Origin of the sequence: Stenotrophomonas sp. JC08 (assembly GCF_052180205.1) — a bacterium.
Taxonomy (GTDB): domain Bacteria; phylum Pseudomonadota; class Gammaproteobacteria; order Xanthomonadales; family Xanthomonadaceae; genus Stenotrophomonas.
The window spans coordinates 3,015,781-3,027,811 of record NZ_CP197473.1; the positions used below are offsets into that span (position 1 = coordinate 3,015,781).

9 protein-coding genes and 1 pseudogene are annotated in these 12,031 nt (G+C 66.8%); all 10 read right to left on the bottom strand.

The genetic code is table 11. The features are described from left to right. Positions 1 to 143 precede the first annotated feature (143 nt). Positions 144 to 1,019: pseudogene (locus ACSBPQ_RS13895) on the bottom strand (IS3 family transposase); the annotation flags it as partial. 177 nt (positions 1,020 to 1,196) lie between these two features. Then, positions 1,197 to 2,561, bottom strand: coding sequence for a 2-oxoadipate dioxygenase/decarboxylase HglS (hglS, locus tag ACSBPQ_RS13900; RefSeq protein ID WP_442682687.1), 1,365 nt, complete (start codon positions 2,559 to 2,561; stop codon positions 1,197 to 1,199). Between the two features lie 90 nt (positions 2,562 to 2,651). Next, complete coding sequence (locus ACSBPQ_RS13905; protein ID WP_442682688.1) at positions 2,652 to 3,236, bottom strand: hypothetical protein; 585 nt, start codon at positions 3,234 to 3,236, stop codon at positions 2,652 to 2,654. A 2-nt stretch (positions 3,237 to 3,238) separates the two neighbouring features. After that, the gene (locus tag ACSBPQ_RS13910) at positions 3,239 to 3,988 is read right to left on the bottom strand and encodes an HAD family hydrolase (protein WP_442682689.1); all 750 of its coding nucleotides are present in this window, start codon (positions 3,986 to 3,988) and stop codon (positions 3,239 to 3,241) included. Between the two features lie 81 nt (positions 3,989 to 4,069). Continuing rightward, positions 4,070 to 4,450 carry an EF-hand domain-containing protein gene (locus ACSBPQ_RS13915; protein WP_442682690.1) on the bottom strand — a complete coding sequence of 127 codons (381 nt, stop codon included), beginning with the start codon at positions 4,448 to 4,450 and terminating at the stop codon, positions 4,070 to 4,072. 216 nt (positions 4,451 to 4,666) lie between these two features. After that, the gene (locus tag ACSBPQ_RS13920; RefSeq protein ID WP_442682691.1) at positions 4,667 to 5,047 is read right to left on the bottom strand and encodes a hypothetical protein; all 381 of its coding nucleotides are present in this window, start codon (positions 5,045 to 5,047) and stop codon (positions 4,667 to 4,669) included. A 99-nt stretch (positions 5,048 to 5,146) separates the two neighbouring features. Next, entirely contained in the window at positions 5,147 to 5,848 is a 702-nt protein-coding gene (locus tag ACSBPQ_RS13925; RefSeq protein WP_442682692.1) for a M15 family metallopeptidase, read from the bottom strand. Between the two features lie 16 nt (positions 5,849 to 5,864). Continuing rightward, entirely contained in the window at positions 5,865 to 7,931 is a 2,067-nt protein-coding gene (locus ACSBPQ_RS13930; protein WP_442682693.1) for a hypothetical protein, read from the bottom strand. Positions 7,932 to 7,988: 57 nt separating this feature from the next. Continuing rightward, positions 7,989 to 8,750 (bottom strand): N-acetylmuramoyl-L-alanine amidase, encoded by a 762-nt coding sequence (locus ACSBPQ_RS13935; protein WP_442682694.1) that lies wholly within the window; start codon positions 8,748 to 8,750, stop codon positions 7,989 to 7,991. Positions 8,751 to 8,944: 194 nt separating this feature from the next. Further along, the gene (locus ACSBPQ_RS13940) at positions 8,945 to 11,830 is read right to left on the bottom strand and encodes a TonB-dependent receptor domain-containing protein (protein ID WP_442682695.1); all 2,886 of its coding nucleotides are present in this window, start codon (positions 11,828 to 11,830) and stop codon (positions 8,945 to 8,947) included. Positions 11,831 to 12,031 lie beyond the last annotated feature (201 nt).

Consider the following 12,031-nt stretch of genomic DNA (forward strand, 5'->3'; position numbering starts at 1 on the left):
TGCCGGAGGGGCGGCGCACAACTCGCTGCGCTCAGACACGTGCGCCTCTTCGCCCCCGTCTCGCTGCGGTGCTCGGCACGCTCTACGGCAGGAGAAGTCAAAAGCGAGAAGCAGCCGCAACAGCAACATGGAGTTCCCAGGATTTAGTGGACACCTGACCGAGGGTGGCGATGCGCTGCCTCGAACTCGTCAGGACTGACCCCGCCTAGATGGCTGTGGCGGCGTGTTGGATTGTAAAACCCATCGATGTAGTCGGATATGTCCGAGGTCGCCACGTCACGATTCACATAGATGCGCTTCTTGATCCGTTCCTTTTTCAAACTGCTGAAGAAGGACTCAGCGACCGCGTTATCCCAGCAGTTGGCACGTCTGCTCATGCTTGGCTCAAGGTGATTGTCTTTGCAGAAACGCCGCCATGCATCACTTCCGTACTGCGAGCCTTGATCCGAGTGGATAAGGGTTTTGCGAGGACGTCGGCTGCGCACGGCTTTCATCACGGCATCCAGAACAAGTTCTCGATGAATCGTTGGTCTGACAGCCCAACCAACAACCCTGCGTGAGAAAAGATCCAAAACAACCGCCAGGTACAGCCAACCCTGCCACGTGCGGATGTAGGTGATATCCGTCACCCATGCCTCGTTCGGGCGCGATACGCTGAACTGACGCTGGAGCAAATTAGGGATCAAGACATGAGGTTTTGGAGCGGGGATGTGCCGTATGCGATAGCCATGCAGCGCGTGCAACCCGTTCACCCGCATCAAGCGAGCAACCCGATGTTTGCTGCATGCCTCCCCGTGCTCCCTCAGGTCGAGAAACACCCTGGGAGCGCCATAAATTCCGTGGCTGGCGGTAAACGACGCACGTATCAAGCGAAGCAACCGCGCGTCTTCTTGCGCTCGATCGGAAATCGGATGTTCACGCCATGCGTAGTAGCCGGCTCGAGCAACCCCAAGCAGACGACACATCATCTGGATACTGAACTCGTCCCGATGCGCATCGATGAATTTGTAGGCTTGCCGGGTCTTGCTGGTGATCTTGCCTGCAGACATGACTGTCTCCCAATGCTACCCCCAACAGAGGCTAGCTCTGTCTAGGAAATCCTGGGAACTCCAACAATAAAACCAGAGCCGGGATGACAGCCAGCACTATTACCGGCTCTATGCCGGCCTGCCCAGTGCTCGAAACGCCTCGACTGATTACACCGTCAGCTGTGCCAGCGACTCCGCCTGCAGCCGCTCGTAGATCGCGAACTCGTCGCTGACCGCCACACCCAAGGCACGCTCGAAGGCCTCCCGGTTGGCGTGCGCGGCATAGGCCCGCTGCTCCTCGCCACCGAGGTTGGACTGGAAGATGCCCGCGGCGCTGACCGGCAGGAAATCCTCGTAGATGATCGGCTCGGCGGTTGCCAGCCCGCGTTCGATCAGCACCTCGGCCGGCAACGCACGCTCGCCCGCCGGCGCGGCGCGACCGGCATCGGTGAGCGTATAGCGGTAGTATCCCAGCCCCTCGCGGCGCAGGGTGTCGTGGTCATCCGGGAAAGCCGCAAACGCCGCCTGCAGGCGCTGCATGTAGTCACCCCCGGTACTGCCACCGGCACCGCTTTCGCGCGCCTGGGCCAGCAGCGTGTCATACAGCGCGCGACCCTTCGGCGTTAGTGCCAGCCCACGCTGCTCGATCTCGCCGAAGCGCGCGGTATGGGTGCCGGCTTCGTTGTCGGCACCGGACGGGAAATGCACCATTTCCTCCAGCGCCTTGAAGCTGGTCTGCCGCAACAGGATCGGGCACTGCCGGCGCGGCGGGCCTTCGATCACCGCCTTGGCGGCGATGCCCTGTGCCTGCATCGCCCGCTGCGCGGCGTCGATATCCAGCGTGCGCGGCGTCAGGTGGTTGATATGCGGACCGCGGAAGCTGACCACGTCGGCCACCAGCCGGTGGGCGTCGTGCAATGCGTGGTAGGTCTGCAGCGATACGGTGGCGTCGTTGTGCCAGCGGAACGTCTCCAGCGCCTCGACCACGAAGCGCCAGGCATCGCCTTCACCCAGCCCGCCTTCGCGTTCGCACTGCTCGACCAGCTGCAGCACGCCCGGGGTGAAGATGTTGCGACGGGAAAGAATCCCGCCGGCCTGCACGCGCAGGTTCTCGTCCTCGATCAGTTCCAGCCGCAGCAGCGAGGTGAACACCCGGAACGGATTGCGCGTGAGCGAGGCATCCTCGATCGGACGGAACGCGGTCGAATGCACCGGCACGCCGGCCACCGACAAATCGTAATAACCGACCGGCTGCATGCCCATCACCGCGAACAGGCGCCGCAGCGTGGCCAGCTCCTGCGCGGTGCCGACGCGGATCGCGCCATGCCGCTCCACCTCCAGGCGCTCGCGCTCGCCGCTGCGCCGCATCTGCTCGGCCAGCCCGGGCTGTGCGGCCAGCACTTCGGCATTCACCTGCCCCACCAGTTCCACCAGCGTGCCGTACAGCGGCACTTCGGTGCGGTACATGTGCGACATCGCCTGCGAGAACAGACTGCGGATATGGTCGGGGGAAACGAAAGCGTGGGCGGTCATGGGCAGGCGCGAAAACGTGGAGTCCGGAAGCGGCCATTTTCGCCCGGAAGCGGGTCAAAGCCCACCTCGCCACCGGCAAGGCGGCTGCGCTCAGTCGCTCTCGGCCGCGGTGATGGCCGCCGCATCGCGCCGCGCCCGATCGCCCAGCTGCCGCTTCAGCAGGGGATCCAGTGTGATGGGGCGGTCCCAGTGGTCGAAGCTGGCGACGATGGCATGCCGCAACGCGCGCCACTGCAGGTTCTCCGGCGGCTGGTGGCTTTCCAGCACTTCTTCCCAGCTGGCGCCAGGCAGCCCGGTGCGTGCCCGTACCCACGGACGGCATCCCTCGCCGCTGATGTGCCCCCAGACACAGGCGAAATAGATATCGCCGGCAGGCCAGCCGTGATCGTTCAACAGGGCTTTGACATACAGTGGATGGGCACCGGCATAGCGCACCAGCTCATCGGTGAACGCATCCGGATAGCGCGCTGCGTAGGTATTGATATCGGCCAGCTGCCGGTCCACCCAGGCATCACCGGTACCGGCGGCGTACACCGCCTGCGCCGCGGCTGTTTCCGCCTCTGACGGTACCTGCGCCACCAGCGTCACCGGCAGCAACGCCACGCACAACAGCAATGCGCGCACCGCATGAGGATGCCGCCGCTTCCGCTGTGGATGCCCGATGATGGCGCGCATGCTCAGGCGCCCCGTTCCGCGCCGGCCTGCGCGGCGATCGCACGCACCGCATCGGGCCACTGGTGCGCGGTATCGGCGTGATGCAGGCGCGGCGCATCGGCCGACACCCCGTGTTCGGCCTCGTGCGCCCAGGTCACCGCATACGGCGTGTGCACGCCCCAGCCGCCCAGGCCCAGCACCGGCTCGATATCCGAGCGCAGCGAGTTGCCGATCATCACAAAGCGCCCGGCCGGCAACTTGAACTCGGCCAGCACCCGCGCATAGGTGGCCGGGTCCTTTTCCGAGACGATCTCGATGCGCGGGAACAGATCCAGCAGCCCGGAACGTTCGATCTTCTGCTCCTGGTGGAACAGGTCGCCCTTGGTGATCAGCACCACCGGGTAGTCGGCGGCAATCGCGGCCACCGCCTCGCGCACGCCGTCGATGACCTCGACCGGATGCTGCAGTGTCTGCCGGCCGATCTCGATGATCTGGCGCAGATGCGCCGCCGCTATCCGCTCGCCGGTCAGCTCGATGGCCGCCTCCAGCATCGACAGGGTCATGCCCTTGGCGCCGTAACCGAACACGGCCAGATTGCGGCGCTCGACCTTCAGCAGGTGCCGGGCGGTGCCGGCATCGTGCAGGTCGATGTAATGGCCGAGGATGGCCTCGAAGTCCTGTTCGGCGGCACGGTAGTAGTCCTCGCTCTTCCAGAGCGTGTCGTCGCCATCGAAACCGACCAGGCCGATGCCGGAAGTGTCTGCGTTATTCATGCGCAAAGCATAGCAATCCGCTCGCGGGCACAGAAAAGGGCGGCCTTCCAGCCGCCCTTTCCCCGGCAATGCCGCAGGGTCTTACTTCTGCTGTGTGGCCGCGTAGCTGCGGTATTCCTCCGCGGTCAGCTTGCCATCCTTGTCGGCGTCCGCCTGGTCGAACACCTGCGCCAGTCCGGCATGGGCCTGGGCCTCGCTGCTGCTGATACTGCCGTCACCATCGGTGTCGACGCTGGCCCAGGTCTGGCCGCCACCGGCCGCAGCCGCCGCCTGGTTGGCATGGGCCGATGCGTCCGCCGCCGCATCCTGTGCCTGCGCGGCCTGCTGCTGTGCCTGTTGCGCCTGTACCTGCGCCGCGGCGGCCTGCTCTTCGGCCACGCTCTGCGCCATCGCCGGCAGCGCCAGCGCGGAACCCACAACAGCGATCAGGGCAAACAACGGGGTGCGATTACGAAGGGTCATCAGGTATTTCCTCGTCTGGAAAGCGCGGCAACTCCGCGGGACCTATCCTGACAAGGCCTGTCTGAATCGTCTTTCCACCCCGGATCGCATCGGGACGTGGTTTTAACCTTTGCATCGACCGCAACGGCTACCGCCCCGGTTAGCCAGCGGTGAAGCGGACGTAATGCAACGATTCAAGCGTTCCATCCATCGCTCTTATTCCGCTGCTTCCAGACTTCAGGCGGCATCACTGTCGTCGGCGGGCTGCTTCCGGGAGATGAACCACCACCAACCCAGCCCCACGCCACTCACCGCCCCCAGCATCTCGAGCACCACGCGCGTGCCCAGCTGGTCGGGGTCGTGGATGCTGGCCAATGCCAGCCGGGCGTACAGCGGCGACTCCAGCCGCACCATGCCCAGGTAGAACAGCTTCCAGCTGTCGATGCCGGCGGCGATGACGACTGCCACCAGACAGGCCCAGCCGATGGCATGGCCATGCGACAGACCGGTGCGCCGGCATACCTGCCACCACACGCTGAACACCACGAAGCCGACCGCCAGCGCGATCAGCGCCGCTTCCAGCGAGCCCAGCAGACCGTAATGCAGCACCAGATTCATCGCGACTCGATCACCAAAGGGGGCCGCGCAGTGTAGCCGCGTGCGGGTGGAGCGGTGCCCGCTGCCGCCGTGCCACGCGCCCCAACCGCTGCCGGCCGGTCAGCGCAGCGGGAAATCGTAGGCGGTGTCCGGCGTCGGCTCGGGCTTGAAGGTGAAATGCCACCACTCCATCGCATAGTTGGCAAAGCCTTCGGCCTGCATCGCATCCAGCAGCAGTTGCCGGTTGCGCCGCTGTTCGGCACTGATCGCCGGGTTGGCGGTATGCGCCAGTGGATCGAAATAATCAAAAGGAGTGCCCATGTCCAGCGCGCGGCAGCGGCCGTCGCGGCAGTCGAGCACGCCCAGGTCGACCGTGGCGCCGCGGCTGTGACCGGAGGTTTCGGCGATATAGCCGTCCAGCAGCCGGCGCTTGTCCACATTCGGGTAGTAGCGCGCTTTCTCCTGCTGGTCGTCCAGGTCATGTGCCCAGGCCACGAACGCGGTCACCGAGCTGGCCGGCCGGAAACAGTCGAACACCTGCAGGCGGTAGCCCCGCGCGCGCAGGCTGCGTTGCACCCGGGCCAGCGCGTGCGCCACCGGTTGCAGCAGATAGCAGCGTGGCGCGTCATAGCCGGGCACCACCCGCCCGGTGAAGTTGTCGCTGCCGGCATAGCGGATGTCCAGCGCGATATCCGGCACCAGCGTGGTGATGTCACGCATGCCGGCCTGTTCCGGAGTACGGGCGGGCGACAGCGCCGGCGCCGCCTGCACGGTGGCGCCGAGCAGCAGCAGCGACAGAGCGCTCCAACGGAACCGGTTCATCACTCTGTCTCCCGATTCAGTGGCGGTCATCGGTATCGCCCGCCTTGATATCCGTGGCACCGCTGCGCTGACGCAGGTAACCGTTCAACCCGGTGTCACGCAGTTGCTGTACGGCGCCGGCCCAGTCCAGTGGCCGGCCGCTGTCCAGGCGCTCCAGCACGGCGACAATCGCCAGCTCGACCTCCGGCAACTGTGCCGCCTGCGGCAGCCGCGTGCGCTGTTCGATCGCCTCGTACAGAACCCGGTTGGCCTCGGCATAGTCCAGCGGCGCGGTGTTGCCGTGCTGTGCGCGCCAGTGTTCGCCAGCGAGCACGGCATTGACGTGCGACTGGACCAGATAGGTTGCGCGGCCGATCAGCTTGAGGTTGCCCGGCTGCACCGCGGTCATGGTGTTGCCGACGGTGCGACCAAGCCGCGCCATCACTGCGGTCGAATGCGCGTTGAGCAGCATCTTCAGTGCGAGGGTGCGGTCCAGGCCGAGCGGGTCGGGACGATCGGGCAGGTCCACTGCGATGCGGGGTGCGCTGTCGCCCAGGTCCTCCAGAACCTGGGTGCTTGCGCCGTGGCCTACGGTGACGCTGAGCCGGCCCGTACCGGCGTTGGCCAGGCTCTGCCACCACTGCCGTGCCAGGTCATCCACCGGCTCGCCGGCATAGCGCAGCAGCACGCCCAGATCGCCCGCCTGCGGCGGTAGACGCTCGCGGTTGGCCGGTGACCAGGAGAGGTCGTACAGCGCCTGCTGTTCGGCGCCGGCGCGCTCCAGGCTGCGCAGCGCGGTGGTACGCAAGCCGGGATCGTCGACCTTCTGCTCGAACTGCACCCGGTACTGCGCCGCATCCAGCCCGTGGAACGGGCGCTGCAGCAGCGCATCCCACGCGGCCTGCGGCGTCGCCACCGGCGCCCACACGCGGATCCACGACGCCGGCGGCGCGGTGTCGGTGCGATCCAGCGGCGCCAGCCGGAAGGTCGGCGCGCGCTCGGTCACGTCCACGAACACCGGCATCAGCGTCTCGCCGGCCAGATAGGTGGCATGGCGGCCATCGGCATAGGTCTGCGCCTCGCGCACGGTCCACTGCGCCAGCTGCGGTGCGCTGGCGGCGACGCTGCGCTGCAGCTGTGCGAAGTCACGCAAGCGGCGCTCGATGCTGTCGTTCGCATCCAGTCCCAGCCGCCGTGCATCGGCCGCCGGCAGATGCGGTAGCAGCAGCGCGCGCAGCACGTCCTCCAGCACCAGTCCCAGCGCGTACAGGCTGGTGGTGGTGGCCTGCATGCGGGTGGAACCGGTGATCGCCTGCGGACCGGTCGGCAGCGCGATCTTGTGGATACGCGCATCGTCGAGCACGCGCCGGCTGCGCTCGAACGGACGCAGCACCGCGTCGGGGTTGTTGTAGACGAACCAGACGCGGTCGCCGCCGTCACCGCGCGGGTCGGCGGCAGCGAGTGCGGTGCCGATCACCGCCGAGGTCTCGCCACCTTCGGTCACCGCGAACACCACGTCGTCGGCGCCGATGCCGTCATCGCGCATCTGCAGCGCGCCGATCAGCGGCAGGTCCTCGAAGCCTTCCAGCGAACTGATCAGCGCGCGGTCACCACCGGTGATCTGGCCACGCACGCGCTCGCCCAGCTGCGCGGGCAGCTTGGCGGCGATGTCTGGCCACACCGGGTCGGCCTGCAGGCGTTTCCAGAACGGGCGCCACAGGCCGCTTTCCAGCGTCTCGGCCAGCCGGCCGGTCGAGCCGGTGCCGTAGAAATAGATGCGATGGCCGCCCTGCAGCGCGCGTTGCACCGCAGCCGAGGCCGCCTGCAGCGATGCCATACGTTGCGGGTCGTCGGCCAGCGCGGTGAAAGCGCGGGCCACGTCCTCATCGACCGCGAACAGCTGCGCCAGCGCCTGCGCCGGATCGGCCGCTGCCACGTCGCTCAGGTTCCAGGTCTTCGGATGGCGCTGCTCGGTCAGCAACGTGTGCAGCTGGAACTGGGTGCGCTGCTGCACGAACTCGGTCGACGCCGGCGACGGCGGCAGGCCCAGCCGCTCGGCGGCGGCCAGCGGCGAGATCGCCAGCAGGCTCAGGGCGAACGTCATGACGATGCGTCCGGTACGGGGGAACGGTGCGGGGCGGCGGCAGAGCATGTGGCCGCCTTATTCCGGGACGGCCGGCGCGACCGGATCACGCGGCGCCAACGCATGCAGGATGCGCAGATCCTCGGCATCCAGTTCGGTGCCGCCCTGGCCACGGTAGTGGTTGCGGAACGCGCGCACGGTGGCGACGCGATCCTCCAGTGGGTAGCCGATCAGGCGCAGCGCGGTCCATGGATCGAAGCCGGCCGGCGCCGGGCCGCTGCTGGCGTCGGGCCACAGGCCGAAGCCGGCGTCGGCCAGCCGCTGCCACGGAAACAGCGGGCCCGGATCGGGTTTGCGCGTGGGCGCCATGTCCTGGTGGCCGATGATCTGGTGGCGCGGTATACCCAGCCGCGTGCACAGGTCCTCCAGCAGCACCAGCAGGCTCTGGATCTGCGCCTCGGCGAACGGCGTCTGGCCATCGTTGTCCAGCTCGATGCCGATCGAGGCGGAATTGACTTCGCTGATCGTGCCCCAGCTGCCGGCACCGGCATGCCAGGCGCGGCGTTCGTCGCTCACCAGCTGGTAGCGCTGGCCGTCGGCACCGATCAGGTAGTGCGCGCTGACCCGGCCACCGCTGTTGCTGCCGCGCAGCGTGTCCAGGCTCTGCTGCACCGAATCCTGCTGGGTGAAGTGGATGACGATCAGGCCGGGGCGGCGCAGGTCCTGGTTGGGCGACGGCACCCACGTTGCCAGCGGATTGCGCGGCGGCGTATGCCCGCAGGCGGTGAGCAGGGCGGCAGCGAGCAGCAACGGCGGCAGGCGGGAAATCGAAATATTCATGGGCGATGAGATTGGCTTGAATCCGATCCAAGCGTGGATCAGGCCCCTCTCCCACCGGGAGAGGGGTTGGGGGTGAGGGTACGGACGAAACCCCCACCTTGCCCGGCTGCGCGGCGCGGCGCCCCGCCCGTGCCCTCATCCGCCTTGTCCATCCCCCGTAGGGAGCCGGGCAAGGCGGAACTGCCGCTGCCACATCACTGGAAGCGGTACTCCAGCAGCATGTTGAACGAGCGCCCGCGCGGGTCGGCCACGCGCGCTTCCCAGCCGGCGCCATCGCCGTCGTCCAGGTAGCGCACGGTGAACGGCGGATCGGTGTTGAGCAGGTTGCGGATGCCGAAGGTCGCCTTCAGGTTCTCCATGCCGGTCCAGCTGACGCTGTAGTTGTAGGTGATGTAGGCATCGACCTTCGAGTCCCAGTCCGGCGGGGTGTAACCGTTGACGATGCCACCCGGCTTCCAGTCCTTGTAGCCGCCACGGTAGACCTGGGTCAGCGTGTGCGCCCAATCGCCTCGGGCCCAGCCAAGGCCGAGGGTGTGCTTCCACTTGATCGGCAGGTTGTAGTAACGCTCGTACTCGCCGACCAGGTTGTCGCTGTAGGGCAGGCTGTCGAAGGTCTTGGTCTTGAAGGTGTCCAGGTAGTTGCCGTTGAGGTGGACGTTCCAGGCGCCGCCGGCCAGCTCGCCACGCAGGTTGGCATCCAGCTCGATGCCGCTGGTCAGGGTACCGCCGGTGTTGATGTAGCGCTGGTCGATGGCGACGATGGTGCCGCTGCTGTCACGTATGAAATTGGAGGCGTACAGCGGATAGTTGGCGGTCATCGTCGACAGGTTGAAGCCGCTGCGGATGGTGTTGAGCCGCTCGATCTCCCACCAGTCGACGCTGACGTTGAAGTTGCCGGTCGGCGCCAGCACGAAGCCGATGCTGCGCTGCTTGGCCTCCTCAGGTTTCAGGTTGGGATTGCCGCCAGTGATGATGTCCGGGCGGATCTGCACGTTGCAGGCGGCCACGTCCGGGTTGTACTGGCCCTTCGGACAGCTCGCCGGGTCCGCCAGATCCAGCCCGGTGTACTGGGTTTCGGTGATGCCGCGGAACAGCTTGGCGAAATCGGGCACCTTGAAGCCGGTGCTGTAGGAGCCGCGGAACACCAGCCAGTCGATCGGCTGCCACTTGAACGAGTACTTCGGGTTGGTGGTGCCGCCGAAGCCGTCGTAACGGTCATGGCGCACCGCCAGGTTGAGCTCCAGGCTGTCGACCACCGGCAGGTTGAACTCGGCGAACGCGGCTTTGACGTTGCGCTGCTTGGGCGTCATGTAGTTGGCCGCATCGCTGGGCGCGCCGAACACGAAGGCGTTGCCCGCGCTCCATTCCGATGGACCGCTGAACTCGTATTCCTCGCGACGCACGTCCACGCCCACCGCCGCCTGCACTTCGTCCTCGCCCCACAGCCTGAAACCGAGGCCGCCACTGAAGCTGGCGTCGAAGGTGGTGGTGCTGGAGCTGCCCTTGTACAGCAGCAGGCCACTGGCATCGGCCGCGGCCATGGCGTCATGCGCGGCCTTGGACTGCTCCTGGCCGGGCATCAGGAACGGATTGAGCAGGCCGCTCTTCAGCGCCGCCTTCAACTGCGGCGTGTAGTAGTAGCCACCGGCCAGCACCGACTGCGCGCGGCTCTCGGCGCGCGACAGGCCGACGTTGTAATCCCAGCTGCCGAGGGTGCCGGTCAGGCCGAACAGCACGCGATAGGCCTTGGTCTCGGTTTCCAGCTGGCGTGGACCGCAGATCTCGCAGCGCCAGCGGTAGGTGATCGGGCTGCCGTAGGCCAGGTTGGCCTGGGGCCCGAAGAAATCCTGCACCTGCCCATAGATCGCATCGTAGGTCGCCTGGGTATCGGCATTCAGCTCATAGGCGTCGAGCTGGGTGGCGCTGGCGTTGATGCTGGTGGTGATCTGCTGGGCTTCAAACTGGCGCTTGGAGGTGACCTTGGAGCCCATGAATTCGGTGTAGAACTCGTGGCGGTCACCCAGCTTGAAGGTGGCGCGGCCGATGCCCTGCACCGTCTCCACCGGCTGCTGGATGGTGCGCGCGCGGCCGTAGTCCCACGCGCAGCCGTAGCTGGCACCGGGGCTGGCCCAGATCTTGTCGCCGTAGTCGCCCATCATGTCGCCGCCGTTCTCGCAGCCGGCACCGCCGGGCAGCCGCAGCGGGTTGATGGTGGTCTTGGTCAGGCCGCTCAGCGGGTCCTTCAGGCCGCCACCGATCATGCTGCCGGTACCGCTGACGATGTTGGCGAACGGCGTGCCGCGGGTATCCGGCGACAGCCCGCGATCGGGCTGGAAGCTGTTGGCGAAGTCGCGCTGGTTGCCGCGCAGGATCCTGTTTTCCTTGACGTTGAGTGCGGCCCAGACGTTCCAGCGGTCGGTGTCCAGGTCGCCCCAGCCACCCAGCAGGCTGGCGTGGTAGATATTGCCACCGCCTTCCTCGGTCACGTCGGCACCGGCGGTGAGGGTGATGCCCTGGTAGTTGCTGCGGGTGATGAAGTTGATCACCCCACCGATGGCGTCGGTGCCGTACACCGCCGAGGCACCGTCACGCAGCACTTCCACGCGTTCGATCGCCGCGAACGGAATCGAGTTCAGGTCCACCACCTGGCCGGCCAGGCCATGCGCGGCGACGCGGCGGCCATTGAGCAGCACCAGCGTTGCATCGGCACCCTGGCCACGCAGGTTGGCGCCCGAGACACCGTTGTTGCCGCGCGTTCCGGGCGGTGCGATACCGCTGTTGGCGGCCAGGCTGTCCGGCCCGCTGCTGGCGATGTTCAGCTGCTGCAGCAACTGCTCGGCCGAGGTGATGCCCATCGCCTCGATTTCGGCCTTCTGGATGATGGTGACCGGCAGCGCGGCTTCGACATCGGTGCGCTGGATGCGCGAACCGGTGACCGAGACCCGGTCCAGGGTGCGCGCCTCAGGGGATTTATCGGTGTTGGATGATTGGCCGAAGGCGACCAGTGGACTGCTGCCCAGCGCCAGCAACAGGGCGGCGCTGAGATGGTGAAGGCGTGGCGGGTAGGACCTGACAGACATGCGCTCTCTCTCCGAAGGGGCATAACAGGAATGCTGCCGGAGCGATGACGGCACAGTTCCGCCGTCGCGCGGGCGCCGTACGCAAGCCATCCATCGCTCCACCATCAAACGGCGGAAACCACCCGCCAAGGCAATCCGGATGCGCGCCACCTGCGCGGGGCCGCACCTCTCCTTCCATGGCTGTACTGCACCGGGCCGCCT